The sequence below is a fragment of the Marinibacterium sp. SX1 genome, assembly GCF_050389775.1.
Lineage (GTDB): Bacteria > Pseudomonadota > Alphaproteobacteria > Rhodobacterales > Rhodobacteraceae > Marinibacterium.
Map to the genome: position 1 here is coordinate 2,947,603 of NZ_CP177144.1, position 14,808 is coordinate 2,962,410.

The 14,808-nt window shown below is 67.0% G+C and carries 14 protein-coding genes; 10 read left to right on the forward strand and 4 right to left on the reverse strand.

Features of this window, described 5'->3' with window-relative positions; all coding sequences use genetic code 11:
- Nucleotide 1: 1 nt before the first annotated feature.
- From ACK3BB_RS13310 to miaA, 4 genes are all read right to left on the reverse strand, one after another.
- Nucleotides 2-1,042 (reverse strand): ABC transporter permease, encoded by a 1,041-nt coding sequence (locus tag ACK3BB_RS13310; RefSeq protein ID WP_428925129.1) that lies wholly within the window; start codon nucleotides 1,040-1,042, stop codon nucleotides 2-4.
- A gap of 112 nt (nucleotides 1,043-1,154) precedes the next feature.
- Nucleotides 1,155-2,819 carry an ABC transporter substrate-binding protein gene (locus ACK3BB_RS13315; RefSeq protein ID WP_428925130.1) on the reverse strand — a complete coding sequence of 555 codons (1,665 nt, stop codon included), beginning with the start codon at nucleotides 2,817-2,819 and terminating at the stop codon, nucleotides 1,155-1,157.
- Between the two features lie 190 nt (nucleotides 2,820-3,009).
- Nucleotides 3,010-3,840, reverse strand: coding sequence for a helix-turn-helix domain-containing protein (locus tag ACK3BB_RS13320; RefSeq protein ID WP_428925131.1), 831 nt, complete (start codon nucleotides 3,838-3,840; stop codon nucleotides 3,010-3,012).
- Between the two features lie 66 nt (nucleotides 3,841-3,906).
- On the reverse strand, nucleotides 3,907-4,824 hold the full coding sequence (miaA, locus tag ACK3BB_RS13325; protein WP_428925132.1) for a tRNA (adenosine(37)-N6)-dimethylallyltransferase MiaA: 918 nt from the start codon (nucleotides 4,822-4,824) through the stop codon (nucleotides 3,907-3,909).
- Between the two features lie 254 nt (nucleotides 4,825-5,078).
- Here miaA and pyrH point away from each other — a divergent pair, with 254 nt between their 5' ends.
- The 10 genes from pyrH (at nucleotide 5,079) to fabZ (ending at nucleotide 14,804) form a co-directional block, all read left to right on the forward strand.
- On the forward strand, nucleotides 5,079-5,768 hold the full coding sequence (pyrH, locus tag ACK3BB_RS13330; protein WP_428928736.1) for a UMP kinase: 690 nt from the start codon (nucleotides 5,079-5,081) through the stop codon (nucleotides 5,766-5,768).
- A gap of 198 nt (nucleotides 5,769-5,966) precedes the next feature.
- Nucleotides 5,967-6,530 (forward strand): ribosome recycling factor, encoded by a 564-nt coding sequence (gene frr / locus ACK3BB_RS13335; protein ID WP_428925133.1) that lies wholly within the window; start codon nucleotides 5,967-5,969, stop codon nucleotides 6,528-6,530.
- Between the two features lie 8 nt (nucleotides 6,531-6,538).
- Complete coding sequence (gene uppS, locus ACK3BB_RS13340) at nucleotides 6,539-7,270, forward strand: polyprenyl diphosphate synthase (RefSeq protein ID WP_428925134.1); 732 nt, start codon at nucleotides 6,539-6,541, stop codon at nucleotides 7,268-7,270.
- A complete protein-coding gene (locus tag ACK3BB_RS13345; RefSeq protein ID WP_428925135.1) occupies nucleotides 7,267-8,073 on the forward strand; it encodes a phosphatidate cytidylyltransferase in 807 nt (268 codons plus the stop codon). The genes uppS and ACK3BB_RS13345 overlap by 4 nt, the downstream gene beginning before the upstream one ends.
- Nucleotides 8,074-8,094: 21 nt before the next feature.
- The gene (dxr, locus tag ACK3BB_RS13350) at nucleotides 8,095-9,267 is read left to right on the forward strand and encodes a 1-deoxy-D-xylulose-5-phosphate reductoisomerase (protein ID WP_428925136.1); all 1,173 of its coding nucleotides are present in this window, start codon (nucleotides 8,095-8,097) and stop codon (nucleotides 9,265-9,267) included.
- Nucleotides 9,268-9,270: 3 nt separating this feature from the next.
- Nucleotides 9,271-10,623 carry an RIP metalloprotease RseP gene (gene rseP / locus ACK3BB_RS13355; protein WP_428925137.1) on the forward strand — a complete coding sequence of 451 codons (1,353 nt, stop codon included), beginning with the start codon at nucleotides 9,271-9,273 and terminating at the stop codon, nucleotides 10,621-10,623.
- A 166-nt stretch (nucleotides 10,624-10,789) separates the two neighbouring features.
- Nucleotides 10,790-10,918 carry a hypothetical protein gene (locus ACK3BB_RS13360; protein WP_428925138.1) on the forward strand — a complete coding sequence of 43 codons (129 nt, stop codon included), beginning with the start codon at nucleotides 10,790-10,792 and terminating at the stop codon, nucleotides 10,916-10,918.
- Nucleotides 10,919-11,123: 205 nt separating this feature from the next.
- Nucleotides 11,124-13,484: an outer membrane protein assembly factor BamA gene (gene bamA / locus ACK3BB_RS13365; RefSeq protein ID WP_428925139.1), complete on the forward strand. Its 2,361-nt coding sequence runs from the start codon at nucleotides 11,124-11,126 to the stop codon at nucleotides 13,482-13,484.
- Nucleotides 13,485-13,506: 22 nt separating this feature from the next.
- A complete protein-coding gene (locus tag ACK3BB_RS13370; RefSeq protein WP_428925140.1) occupies nucleotides 13,507-14,280 on the forward strand; it encodes an OmpH family outer membrane protein in 774 nt (257 codons plus the stop codon).
- Between the two features lie 65 nt (nucleotides 14,281-14,345).
- Nucleotides 14,346-14,804 carry a 3-hydroxyacyl-ACP dehydratase FabZ gene (gene fabZ / locus ACK3BB_RS13375; RefSeq protein WP_428925141.1) on the forward strand — a complete coding sequence of 153 codons (459 nt, stop codon included), beginning with the start codon at nucleotides 14,346-14,348 and terminating at the stop codon, nucleotides 14,802-14,804.
- The last annotated feature ends 4 nt before the right edge of the window (nucleotides 14,805-14,808 follow it).

The following is a 14,808-nucleotide window of genomic DNA, read 5'->3' on the forward strand; positions in this document are numbered from 1 at the left end:
CTCATGAAATCCGGATGCGCGGGTTGAGGTAGACATAGCCGATGTCGGAAATCAGCTGTGTCAGCAGCACGACAAAGACCGACACGACCGACACGCCCAGCAGCAGCTCGATGTCGTTGTTGCCGGCGGCCTGCACCAGCACCCAGCCAAAGCCCTTGTAGTTGAACAGGGTCTCGACGATGACCACGCCGTTCAGCAGCCAGGGCACCTGCAGCATGATCACGGTGAACGGCGCGATCAGCGCGTTGCGCAGGGCGTGTTTCAGCACGATGTTGGGAAAGCTCACGCCCTTGAGCCGGGCGGTGCGGATGTACTGGGCGGTCATGACCTCGGCCATCGAGGCCCGGGTCATCCGGGCGATATAGCCCATGCCGTACAGCGAGATGGTCAGCACCGGCAGGAAGAAGTTCTCGAATGTCGGGTTCTCCATGGCCGAGGTCGCCGTGCCCTTGAACCATTTCAGCCCGACGGTCGACGACGTGAAGACCGCGATGAAGATCACCCCCGAGACGTATTCCGGCGTGGCCGTGGTCAGGATCGACACGGTCGACAGGCCCCGGTCGAGGCCCGAGCCTTCCTTCATGCCGGCCAGCACGCCGATCAGCAGGGCGCAGGGCACCATCAGGACCATGACCCAGAACATCAGGATGCCGGTCAGGCCCAGCCGCTTGGCGACGATCGGGCCGACATCGTCCTTGAAGACCGTCGAATAGCCCCAGTAGCCCTGCAGGATGCCGCAATAGCGCGGGGCGTCGTCGGCCGTGTCGCCCCGGATGCAGCGTCCGGTCGGGCCGTCGTCGGTCTGGCGCGTCCAGCCGGGGGTGACGCCCAGCCACTGGCCATAGCGCATCACCATCGGCCCGCCATAGCCGTTGTTGTCCAGCCAGCTGGCCACGGCCTCGTCGGACATGCGGAAATTGCCCTGGGTCTTGGCCAGTTTCTCGAGGTTGGGATGCAGGTTGGTCAGGCAGAAGACGATGAAGGTCAGGCAAAGTGCCGTCAGCAACATCACCCCCATGCGTCGCAGGATGAAGACTCCCATCGTGCCCCTTTTCGGTCAGGCTGGTCCGGTTGCGTCATGCAATCCGGGGACTGGCGGTCGCGCCGTCGAGGCGACGGGGCCGGCCCTTGCGGACCGGCCCCGGTAAAACGGCTCAGGAGGCCAGCGCCCACTTGTAGTGGTGATGCTCGAAGGCGACGTGCTGTTCGGTGCCCAGCAGGCCCTCGCGGCCGTGGCGGTAGAGCGAGCGCCAGTAGGGCTGGATGGTCACGCCCTCTTCCTGGATCAGCTCTTCGCCGCGCTTGGCGATCTCGCGGCGCTTGTCGGCATCGGCGATGGCCAGCGCCTCTTCGAGCAGGGCGTCGAACTCGGCATTTTCCCAGCCGAACTCGTTCCAGGCCTCGCCCGAGCGATAGGCCAGCGCCCAGATCTGCACGCCCAGCGGCCGGTGGTTCCAGTTGGTCGAGCTGAACGGGTACTTGGTCCAGTCGTTCCAGAAGGTCGACCCGGGCAGCACGGTGCGCTTGACCTGGAAACCGGCGTCGCGCATCTGCGCGGCCACGGCATCGGTGGTGTTCTTGCGCCAGTCGTCGTCGATCGAGATGATCTCGTGCTCGAAATCCATCATCCCGGCGTCTTCCATCAGCGCCTTGGCGGCCGCCGGATCGGCGGTCTGGGCCGGCAGTTCGGCATATTCGGGATGGATCGGGCCGACATGGTGGTTCTCGGCCACCGCGCCGCGGTTGCCATAGCCCAGCTCCAGGCAGACGGCATTGTCGACGGCCTTCTGGATGGCCTGGCGCACGCGCTTGTCGGCATAGGGCTTGACGCCGTTGACCTCGGCCAGCTGGTTGGGCCGGATCACCAGGGTCGACATGGTCACGACCTCGGATTTCACGAAGCCCAGGGCATCCATGACATCGATGAATTCACCGACGGATTCATGGACCATGTCCACTTCTTCCGATTCCAGCGCGGCCAGCCAGGACGAGGGGTCGGTGCCGAAATCGATGTATTCGATGCGGTCCAGGTAGGGCCCGCCATAGATCTCGCTGCCCCACCATTCGTGGTCGCCGTTGCGCACCAGCGTGCATTTCACGCCGACTTCCAGCTCTTCGACCAGGTAGGGGCCGGTGCCGACATTGGCGGTGTAATCGTCGTTCTGGAACGTCGAATGGACCACGGCGGCCGGGTAGTCGGACATGCCCGCAATGAGCGAGATGTCGGGTTTGGGCAGGTTCAGCTGCACGGTCAGCGGATCGACGATCTCGATCGCGCCCTCCATCACCGTGCCGCTGTCGGCGTCGATGATCGTGCCAAAGCGCCCGGCCATGGAATTGCCCTCCATGCCCTTGTCGCACCACAGCTCGATGTTGCGCGCCACGTCCTCGGCGGTGAAATCCTCGCCGTTGTTCCACTTGACGCCCGGCCGCACCTTGAGCGTGTAGACCGTCGCGTCGTCGTTGATCTCCCAGCCTTCCAGCAGCATGCCCCGGAAGGTGCCGTCGGAATTGTACTCGACCAGGTATTCCAGCGTGCCGCGGGTCTGGTTGCCCATCTCGGACCAGTCGTAGGTCCGCGGGTCCTTGAGCGCGCGCACCGACATCTGGCAACGCAGCGTGCCGCCGTCCTGGGGTGTGGGCTGCGCCAGGGCCGGGGCGGGCAGGCCGATCATGCCATAGGCCGCCACGGCCGAGACGCCGTACATCGTCGCCCGGGTGAGGAATTCGCGTCGGCTCAGCTTGCCGTCCCGGTATTCACCGGCGTGCATCTCGGCGGCCCAATGCACGGGCTGGCCGGAGGTCAACGTGTCAGTCATTCGCATCTCCCTGCGATGGAAAGGGCGGGCGGTGCCGCCATCGCTCGGACCGGGGTCCGTTATCGTTGTATTCCGATGCCGGGGCCCGGCATCTTCGCGGACCATTCGGCATGGTTTTGGCGGATGCGTCAATGCATCAAACCGAAGCTTCGTGGTCCGTATGCGACATATACCCTGCCTGAAAACGACATCAACCGGATTGGTGGCGGATCCGCGTGCTGCGCCGCAGCTGGATCGGGCTCTGGTGCGTATGCTGTTGGATGAACCGGGTAAAATAGGCCGCGCTGCCGAATCCCAGCTGGCTGGCAATGTCCTTGGCCGGCACGTCGGTGTCACACAGCAGCCGCCGCGCGGCATGCAGCAGCCGTTCGGTCAGCAGGGCGCCGGCGGTCTTGCCGATCTCGGTCTTGCAGACCCGGGTCAGGTGGGTGGGCGTGACATTGAGATAGGTCGCATGTTCGGCCAGGCTGGCGCCCGAGGCGAAATGCGAGACCAGCCGGCGGCAATAGGCCCGCGACAGGCGCTGGCCGGCGCTGCCGCCGGGCAGGCTGTCGGCCCCGGCCTCGACCTGGCGGCGCATCCAGATCGACATCAGCTCGACATGGGCGGCCATGGCGGCCTGGCGCAGCGGCCGGTCCGCCCCCTGTTCGCGCCCGATCGCCTCGAAGAAGCCGGTCAGCTCGGCCTGGGCGGTGACGTCACGGATGCGCAGGTGGTGGATCTCGGCGGGCATCGACGGCGCGATGCCCTCGGGGATGATCACCGCCTGGCCAAAGACCTGGCGGTTGAGGTCCAGTGCAAAGAGCGTGCGGGCCGGGATGAACAGCGCGTTGTGCAGGCCAAGCCCCCGGCGCGACCCGTCGATCAGCCCCACGCCCTGGCCCCGGGTGATCCAGACCAGCAGGTGGTCGGGCCGGTCATGGGCCAGGTCCAGCCGCCAGGCCCCGTCGCGCATGACCTGGGCCAGGCTCAGCGCCTGGATCCCGGGGGCCGGTGGGTCATGGGCCGTGTAGCTGTGCATCATCGGCTTTGGTCGGTCGTTTGGTCGGTTGAGCGGGCGCGGCCCGGGGCAGGCGGTCGGCCCGCCTCAGGCGGCGGGATCGTAACGGTGCCAATCCCCCATCCGCGCCCGGAACCAGGTCCGCTGCCGCTTGGCGAACTGACGGGTGGAAATGCTGGCGCGTTCGCGCGCCGCGTCAAGGGGGATCGCCCCATCCAGCAGCGCGACCAGCTCGGGCACGCCGATTGCCTTGAAGGCGGGCAGGGCGGGATCGTAATCGCCGCGCATCGCCCGGACCTCGTCCAGCGCGCCGGCATCGAGCATGGCGTCGAACCGCCGGCGGATGCGCGCTTCGAGCCAGTCGCGCCCGGCATCCATCACGATCGGCACCGCCCGGTCCAGCGGCAAGAGCGGCGGCGGCGTGTCGTCCTGCCAATCGGCCAGCCCGCGGCCCGTCGCCCGCAGCACCTCCCAGGCGCGCTGCACCCGGGCCCGGTTGCGCAGGTCGATCCGCCCGGCGGTCGCGGCATCCAGAGCCTCGATCATCGTGTCGAGGTCCAGCGCATCCGCCTCGGCCCGGATCTCTGGCGAGGTGGGCGGGATCTCGGCCATGCCCTCGGTCAGCGTGCGGAAATAGAGCCCGGTGCCCCCGGTCACGATCGGCCGCGGCCCTTGCCCGGCCCGGAAGGCCGCGATCAGCGGCGTGATCTCGCGCAGCCATTGGCCGGCCGAATAGGTCTGGCGCCAGTCGACGTGGCCATAAAGCGCGTGCGGCGCGCGGGCTTCCTCTTCGGCCGAGGGCCGGGCAGTGATCACCCGCCAGCAGCCATAGACCTGGCTGGCATCGGCATTGACCACCACCCCGCCCAGGGATTCGGCAATGGCCAGCGCCAGCGCCGACTTGCCCGAGGCCGTGGGCCCGGCAATCAGCACCGGCCGGTCGTCGGGAATGGCCGGCAGATCAGCCGGCACCCCGGCCGGCAGATCCCCGCCCGCCGGGCTCATGATGCGCCCCGCATGGGCCCGGCGCCCGATCCCGGCCGTCCCCGGGTCCCGCCATCACCCCGGCCCGGCAGGCCCGGCGCGCATCGCCGCCAGATCGCATTGAACCTTTGCACGTTTTGCTCCATTTTGCGCAGGACTTTACCCGGCCCGAGGCGGAGCGCAACATGACCCTTCCCAGACCCGCAGATGCGACACAGAAACCCAGCGGGCGGAGCAAGCCGCCGGTCGATCCCGACGCGAAGTACCGCCGCGTCATGCTCAAGATCTCGGGCGAGGCGCTGATGGGCGACCAGGGCTTCGGCCTGCATCCGCCCACCGTCCGCCGCATCGCCGAAGAGGTCCAGTCGGTCCACGAGCTGGGCGTCGAGATCTGCATGGTCATCGGCGGGGGCAACATCTTCCGCGGCCTGCAGGGCTCGGCCCAGGGCATGGAACGCACCACGGCCGATTACATGGGCATGCTGGCCACGGTCATGAACGCCCTGGCCATGCAATCCGCGCTCGAGGCGCTGCAGATCCACACCCGCGTGATCAGCGCCATCCGCATGGACGAGGTCGCCGAGCCCTACATCCGCCGCCGCGCCGTCCGCCACCTGGAAAAGAAACGCGTCTGCATCTTTGCCGCCGGCACCGGCAACCCCTATTTCACCACCGACACGGCGGCGACCCTGCGCGCCAACGAAATGTCCTGCGAAGCCATCCTGATGGGCAAGCAGGTCGACGGGGTCTATGACAAGGACCCCAAGAAACACCCCGATGCCACCCGGTTCGACACCATCACCTACAACGAGGCCCTGGTGAAGAACCTTAAGGTCATGGACGCCTCGGCCTTTGCCCTGGCCCGCGACAACGACCTGCCCATCATCGTCTTCTCGCTGGACGAGCCGGGCGGGTTCAAGGGCATCCTCGCCGGCCGGGGCACCTATACCAAGGTCCACGGCTGACACCGCCATTGCTGCTTCTTTCTCTTTGAAAATATCCGGCACGCCGCCCGCCACCCGGGCCCGCCGCCGCAGAAGAGAGAGAGGCCGCGCCGCTTGCGCCCCCGGTCGCCACGGCGGCCGGCCCATCGCGAGCCTATACAAGCCCCGGGCGAACCCGCTATAGACGCGAAAAAGCCGCAGGAAGAAGGAGCGGGCAGCATGTCGGACGATTTCGAACTCGACACCGATGATCTTCAACGCCGCATGGACGGCGCCATGTCGAACCTCAAGACGGAATTCGCCTCGCTGCGGACGGGCCGGGCCTCGGCCTCGATGCTCGAGCCGGTGATGGTCGACGCCTATGGCGCGTCCACCCCGATCAACCAGGTCGGCACCGTGAACGTGCCCGAGCCGCGCATGGTCACGATCAACGTCTGGGACAAGGGCCTGGTCGGCAAGGTCGAAAAGGCCATCCGCGAAAGCGGCCTGGGCATCAACCCGCAGCTCAACGGCACCATCATCATGCTGCCGATCCCCGAGCTGAACGAGGAACGCCGCCGCGAGCTGACCAAGGTCGCCGGTCAATATGCCGAACATGCCCGCGTTGCCGTGCGCAACGTGCGCCGCGACGGCATGGACCAGATCAAGAAGGCCAAGGCCGACGGCATGTCCGAGGATGACCAGAAATTCTGGGAAACCGAAGTGCAGGAACTGACCGACAAGATGATCGCCGCGGTCGACGAGGCGCTCGAGGTCAAGCAAGCCGAAATCATGCAGGTGTGACCAGCCAGATGTCGGCAGATCCGGATCCCAGCGCCCAGCACGGGCCCCGTCACGTGGCCATCATCATGGATGGCAACGGCCGCTGGGCCCAGGCCCGCGGCCGCCCGCGGCTCTTCGGCCATCACGCCGGGGCCAAGCGCGTGCGCGACGTCGTGCAGGCCTGCCCGGAACTCGGCATCAAGTACCTGACGATCTTTGCCTTCTCGACCGAGAACTGGAAACGCACCCAGGTCGAGGTGGCCGGGCTGATGAGCCTGTTCCGGCGCTATATCGCCAAGGAAACCAAGGATCTCTTCTCCGAAGGCATCCGGGTGCATTTCATCGGCGACCGCGACCGGCTCGACCCCAAGCTGGTCGAGCTGATGCGCGGGCTCGAAGAGATGACCCGCGACAACGACCTGGTCCACCTGACCATCGCGCTGAACTACGGCAGCCGCGACGAGGTCGCCCGGGCGACCAAGCTGCTGGCCCGCGACGTGGCCCGCGGCGAGCTCGACCCCGAGGATGTCGACGAGGAAACCCTGACGCGCTACCTCGATACCCGCGTGCTGCCCGATCCCGACCTGGTCATCCGCACCAGCGGCGAGGCGCGGATCTCGAATTTCCTGCTGTGGCAATCGGCCTATGCCGAATATGAATTCGTCGACACGCTCTGGCCCGATTTCACGCCCGACGAGCTGGCCCGGCTGTGCCGCAACTACGGCAGCCGCGATCGCCGCTTCGGGGCCGTGCGGGCGTGACCGGGGAACCTGCAAAGCCCGCAAAGGGTCGCTGGTCCGATCTTGCCCTGCGCGTGGCCTCGGGGCTGGTGCTGGCCGGGGTGGGGCTGGGCGCGGTCTGGGCCGGGGGCTGGGTGTTCATCACCTTTGTCGCCGTGCTGACCGGCATCATCGTCTGGGAACTGGCTGCCATGCTGGCCCCCGAACGGCCGGGCTTTGCCCTGCAGATGGGCGCCATGTCGGGCCTGGCCTCCTATTGCGCGATCTGGGGGCCGCCGGCGGCGGTCATCCCGACGCTGCTGGTGCCCGTGGTCGTGGGGTACATCACCCTGCCGGACCAGCGCCGGCTCTTCGTGCCCTTCCTCGTCGTGATCCAGCTGGCCGCATTCGGCATGACCTCGGTGCGCGACGAGTTCGGCTTTGTCTGGATGCTGTGGCTGGTCTGTGTCGTGGCCGGCACCGACATCGCCGGCTATTTCGCCGGCCGCATCATCGGGGGGCCCAAGCTGTGGCCCCGCCTCAGCCCCAAGAAGACCTGGGCCGGCTCGTCCGCGGGCTGGATCGTGGCGCTGATCGTGGGCGTGATCTTCATGCGGGTGACCGGCGCCGGGCCCTGGCTGCCGGTGCTGTCGCTGATCACCTCGGTTGCCTCGCAGGCCGGCGACCTGGCCCAGAGCGCGATCAAGCGCCGGGCCGGGGTCAAGGATTCCGGCGGCCTGCTGCCCGGCCACGGCGGGCTGTTCGACCGGTTCGACGGCATGGTCGTTGCCTCGGTTCTAGTGCTTGCGGTGATGGAAACGACGGGCTATCCGCCGGGGCCTTAGGGGATCACGGAACTGGAACGCGTGCGACGTGTAAGCATTCTCGGGGCGACGGGCTCCATCGGACAGAACACCATCGACCTGATCGACCGCGCGCCCGACGCCTTCCGGGTGGTGGCCCTGACCGGCGGGCGCAACATCGCCCGGCTGGCCGAGGATGCCCGCCGCCTAAAGGCCGAGATCGCCGTCACCGCCCATCCCGAGCTGCTGGATGACCTGCGCGCCGCGCTGGCCGGCAGCGGGGTCGAGGCGGCCGCCGGGGCGCAGGCGCTCTGCGAGGCCGGCGCGCGCGAGGCCGATTGGGTCATGTCGGCCATTGTCGGGGCGGCGGGGCTGGCGCCCGGGCTGGCCGCGCTGCAGACCGGGGCCACGCTGGCCCTGGCCAACAAGGAATCGCTGGTCTGCGCCGGGGCGCTGCTGCTGGACACCGCGCGGCGCCACGAGGCCCGGCTGCTGCCCGTCGACAGCGAACATTCGGGCATCTTTCAGGCGCTGCGGGGCGAGGACATCGCCGCCGTCGAGCGGATCATCATCACCGCCAGCGGCGGGGCATTCCGCGACTGGCCGATCGAGGACCTGGCCCGGGCGACGCTGGACGAGGCCTCAAGCCATCCCAATTGGGCGATGGGCCAGAGGATCACGATCGACAGCGCGTCCATGTTCAACAAGGCCATGGAAGTCATTGAAACCCGTGAGTTCTTTGGCGTCGAGCCCGATCAGATCGAGGTCGTCGTGCACCCCGAGTCGCTGGTGCATGCGCTGGTCGGCTACCGCGATGGCGGGCTGATCGCCCATGTCGGGCCGCATGACATGCGCCATGCCATCGGCTTTGCCCTGAACTGGCCCGAACGCCGCGACCTGCCGGTCGAACGGCTGGACCTGGCCCGGGCCGGCGCGCTGACCTTCCGCGCGCCCGAAGCCGCCCGTTATCCCGCGCTGCGGCTGGCCACTGCGGCGATGCAACGCGGGGGCATGGCCGGGGCGGTGTTCAACGCGGCCAAGGAACAGGCGCTGGATGCCTTCATCGCCGGGCAGATCGGTTTCACGGTGATGGCCGAGATCGTCGAAGAGGTCATGGCCCGACTGGATCGTGATGCGGGCCTCATTGACGCCCCAATGACCCTTGATAACGTCACCCGAACTGACCATCTGGCGAGGCAATGCGCCCGAAACGTGATGGCGGAACGAGCAGGATAGACTTTGGACATAACGCAACTCATCCCCGAATTCGGCGGGCTGATCTGGACAATTCTGGCCTTTGTCGTGGCCTTGTCGGTCATCGTGGCCGTGCATGAATACGGCCATTACATCGTCGGGCGCTGGTCCGGCATCCATGCCGAGACCTTCTCGCTGGGCTTCGGCCCGGTGATCTGGAGCCGCGTCGACAGACGCGGCACGCGCTGGCAGATCGCCGCGCTGCCCTTTGGTGGCTACGTCAAGTTCCTGGGCGATGCCAACGCGGCTTCGGGCAAGGACGAAGACGCCATGGCCGAGGCGGCCACCGATCCTGCCCAGCTGCGCCGGACGATGCATGGTGCGCCGCTCTGGGCGCGGGCGGCCACGGTTGCGGCCGGGCCGGTGTTCAACTTCATCATGTCGATCCTGGTCTTCACGGCGATCATGTTCTCGCGCGGCGAAGTGCGCGAGCCGCTGACCGTGGGCGAATTGCTGACCCTGCCCGAAGGCACCTATGGCCTGCAGACCGGCGACGAGATCGTGGCCATCGACGGCGTGCCGGCCCCGGCCTTCGACGATCCCGAGGCCTGGGACGTGTTCACCGACGGCGTGCCAGAAGCGCCGGTGCTGGATTACACCGTGCGCCGCGACGGCAACGAACAGGTGGTGCAGGGGCCCTATCTCTTCCCGCCGCATATCTCGATGGTCGCCCCGCGCAGTGCCGGCTATGACGTCGGGCTGAAGACCGGCGACGTGATCGTATCGGTCGACGGCACGCCGATCCATGCGTTCAACCAGCTCAAGGAGGTGGTCGAAAGCTCGGACGGACGGGCGCTGCTGCTGGAGATCTGGCGCGACGGGCAGGTGATGGATTTTGCCGTGGCGCCCAAGCGCTGGGACGAGCCGCAGCCTGACGGCAGCTTCCAGACCTATTGGCGAATCGGCATCTCGGCGGGCATGGCCTTTGCCCCGGCGACCCAGCCGGTCGGCCCGGGCCTGGCGCTGGAAGGCGGGGTTCTGCAGACCTGGTCGATCGTCAAGGGATCGCTGTCGGGCCTGTGGCACATGGTGACCGGCGCGATCAGCACCTGCAACCTGTCCGGCCCGATCGGCATCGCCGAGACCTCGGGCGCGATGGCCAGCCAAGGCGCGCAGAACTTCGTCTGGTTCATTGCCGTGCTGTCCACCGCCGTCGGCCTGCTGAACCTCTTCCCGATCCCGGCGCTGGATGGCGGCCACCTGGTGTTCTACGCCTACGAGGCCGTCGCCGGCCGTCCGCCTAGCGACAAGGTCCTGCGGGTGATGATGGCCGTGGGCATCACGCTGATTCTGACCCTGATGGTCTTTGCCCTGGGCAATGACATCTTCTGTCCCTGACGGGATTTTTCCCGCCGGCCGGGGGCTTGCGCCCGGCCGCGGGGCCAGGGCGCATGGGCCGGGGCAGGGCGGTCGCCCCCGGGCATGGCATGGCCGCAGAGGTGCCAAAGTCCTGCCATAATCCCTGGCTATTCCCCGGTTCATGAACCATACCGCGGACAGACCGATGCAAACGCTTCAGCACACCTACCAGGGGCTCAGCCTTGTCCTGAGGCTGAACCAGGACCGTTTGATCAACCTGGTCACCCTGATCATCGCGCTGCTGGCCGGCGCCTATGTCGGCAGCCTTCTCTGATCACCGGCCCGCCGACACCGGGCCCGTGGCCCGGCCGGAGCAAATGCCCAAATCCTGATCCTGCCGCCCCCCGACCGCGTGTCGCGGGGGCCTTTCGCGTGACCTCTTTCCATCATCGCCCGAACAGGCGTTTTTCGGCTTTTGACAAGCCAGATCAATCCCGATAGTCAGGTCTTCAATATCTGCTGAGAATTGGGTCGGACGGATGGGTTTGGGGAAAACTACCCGAACATCTCGCGCTACAAGGGATGACGGGGGCTATATGTCGTATGTTTGTCGAGTTGCTTCTTCGGGTCTGATTGCTGCCTGGGCGCTGTGTGCGGCGCCCGCGGCGATGGCTCAGAACTTTGTGTTCAACAGCTTTCAGGTCGAGGGAAACCAGCGCATCCAGAGCGCGACGATCCTGTCCTATGCCGGGATCGAACCCGGCACGTCGATCTCGGCCGGCCAGCTGAATGACGCCTATCGCCGGGTGACCGACAGCGGCATCTTCGAGACCGTCGAATTCGTGCCCCAGGGCGGCACGCTGCTGATCCGGGTCGAGGAATATCCGACGATCAACCAGATCAGCTTTGAAGGCAACCGGCGCCTCAAGGACGACGACCTGGGCGCGCTGATCTCGTCCTCGTCGCGCCGGGTGTTCAGCCCGCAGCAGGCCGAGGCCGATGCCGAGCTGATCGCCGAGGCCTACAGCCAGACCGGCCGGGTCGGCGCCGTGGTCACCCCGCGCATCATCCGCCGGTCCGACAACCGCGTCGACCTGGTGTTCGAGATCTCGGAAGGGTCCACCATCGAGATCGAGCGCGTGTCCTTCGTGGGCAACCGGTTCTTCACCGAACGTCGCCTGCGCGGCGTGCTGGAAACCAAGCAGGCCACCATCCTGCGCACCTTCCTGCGCGGCGACACGCTGGTCGAGGACCGGATCGAGTTCGACAAGCAGCTGCTGCGCGATTTCTACCTGTCCCGCGGCTTTGTCGATTTCCAGATCCTGTCGTCCAACGTCGAATTCGCCCGCGAACGCGATGCCTTCTTCCTGGTGTTCAACGTCCAGGAAGGTCAGCAGTTCAAGTTCGGCAATGTCTCGACCGTGTCGGAAATGGCCGGTGTCGATGCCGCCGATTTCCAGGATGCGCTCAAGATCAAGCCGGGCGTGGTCTATTCGCCGACCCTGATCGAAAGCTCGATCGAGCGCCAGGAACGTCTGGCCATCCGCAAGGGCATCGACTTCCTGCGGGTCGAGCCGCGCATCGCGCGCAACGATGCCGACCAGACGCTCGACGTGGAATTTGCCCTGGTCAAGGGCCCGCGCGTCTTCATCGAACGCATCGACATCGAGGGCAACACGACCACGCTCGACCGGGTGATCCGCCAGCGGTTCCGCATCGTCGAGGGCGACCCGTTCAACCCGCGCGAAGTGCGCGAGGCGGCCGAACGCATCCGCGCGCTCGGGTTCTTCTCGGAGGCCGAGGTCAACACCCGCGAGGGCACCACGCCCGACCGCGTGATCGTCGATGTCGACGTCGAGGAACAGCCCACCGGCCAGCTGTCGCTGGGCGGTTCCTACTCGGTCAACTCCGGTGTCGGTGTGGCCATCGGCCTGAGCGAGAACAACTTCCTGGGCCGTGGCCAGCGGCTGAACCTGGATATCTCGACGGCAACCGATGCCCAGGCCTATACCTTCGGTTTCTCCGAACCGTACCTGCTGGGCCGCGAGCTGCGCTATGATTTCGACGTGGCCTATACCGAGACGGATTCGTCCTTTGTGTCCTATGACACCGAGGCGCTGTTCTTCTCGACGGGCCTGACCTTCCCGGTCAGCGACAATGGCCGGCTGAACGTGCGCTATTCCTACGACAATTCGCGCATGCTGACCAATTCCGACGATGCCGCCGGGCCGGTGATCTCGTCCGAGATCGCGCAGGGGTCCAAGGTGTCCTCGGCCGTGGGCCTGACCTACAGCTACGACACCCGCCGCACGGGCCTGAACCCCAATGCCGGCGTGCTGCTGGAACTGGGGTCGGAATTTGCCGGGGTGGGTGGCGACAACACCTATATCAAGACGACCGGCAAGGCCGTGGCCCAGACCCGCGTGCTGAGCGAAGAGGTCGTGCTGCAGGCCACGCTGGAAGGCGGCGCGCTGAGCTGGCAGAGCGATCACGCCAGCCGGTCGCTGGACCGGTTCGTGCTGGGGCCGAGCATCTTCCGGGGCTTTGACCCGGCCGGGATCGGCCCGCGTGACCAGACCGGCGGCGTCGACGACGCGCTTGGCGGCAACTTCTACACCGTGGCCCGGTTCGAGGCCCAGTTCCCGCTGGGTCTGCCCGAGGAAATCGGCCTGCGCGGCGCGGTGTTCTACGACGTGGGCAACCTGTGGGGCCTGTCGGGGGCGGATACCGCCGGTTCGACGATCGTGGGCGAGGGCGGGTCGTTCCGCCATGTCGTCGGGTTCTCGTTCCTGTGGGACACGGCCATCGGCCCGCTGCGCTTCGATTTCACCGAGGCGCTGGTCAAGCAGACCTACGACAAGGACACGTTCTTCAACTTCACTCTGTCGGCCCAGTTCTAGGCCGGCCATGGGGCGGCGGCGCATGATCCCGGCTTTGGCCCCGGCGCCGCTGCGTGGCGCGGGGCTGGGGGCAACCCTGGCCCTGGTCCTGACGCTTGGCGGCGTTGGTGGCATGCCGGCGGTGGCCCAGGGCCTGGACCCCCTGCCGTTCAACGGGGCCAGCAATGCGCCGGTCACGCCGATCCTGACCATCGACAGCGAGCGGTTCTTTGCCGAAAGCGCCTTTGGCCGGCGGCTGGCCGAAGAGATCGAGGCGGCAGGCGTCGAACTGGCCGCCGAGAACCGCCGGATCGAAGCCGACCTGACCGAGGAAGAGCAATCCTTGACCGACCGGCGGGCCAGCCTGCCGGCTGATCAGTTCCGCGTTCTGGCCGATGAATTCGACGTCAAGGTCCAGCGCATCCGGCGCGAGCAGGATGCCAAGGCCCGGGCCCTGACCGAGCGCACCGATGCCGACCGGGTGGCCTTTCTGTCGGCCGCGCGGCCGGTGCTGGGCCAGATCATGTATGATGCCGGGGCCAGCGTGATCCTGGAACGCGGATCGGTGTTCTTCAGCTCGAATGCCAGCGACATCACCGACCTGGCCATCCAGCATATCGACGCGGCCATCGGTGACGGCCTGTCCGCGCCCGAGGTGGCACCGGGTGGCACGGCGGAGGACGGCAGCGCCGGACCTGCGCCGGACGCCATGACCGGGCAAACGCCCGAAACCACCCCCGAGACGGCGCCCGAGGATGGCTCTGAAACACCGCCCCAGGGCGATGCGACACCGGGAACCGCGCCGCAAGAGCCCTGAGGCGCTTGCCCATCCGGGCGGGGATTGCTAGGCAGACCGGCGAACGCAAGAGCAAGAGCCAGCCCATGAGTGCCGAACTGAAGTCCGCCGACATTACCCTGATCCAGCGCATCCTGCCCCACCGCTACCCGTTTCTGCTGGTGGACAAGGTGGTCGATATCGACGGGACCAACTCGGCCCGGGGCATCAAGAACGTCACCATGAACGAGCCGCATTTCCAGGGCCATTTCCCCGGAACGCCGATCATGCCGGGCGTGACCCTTGTCGAGGCGATGGGCCAGACGGCCGGTGTGATGATCGGCGTGGGCGGTGACCTGGTCGACCGCGAGGCGCTGATCTATTTCATGTCCATCGACAAGTGCAAGTTCCGGCGCAAGGTCGTGCCGGGCGATGTTGTCGAGCTGGAAATCAAGACCCTGCGCGGCAAGCCGGGCGGCAAGATGTGGCGGTTTGCCGGCCGTGCGCTGGTCGAAGGCGAAGTGGCCGCCGAGGCCGAGATCGCCGCCATGCTGGACCTCAAGTGAGAGA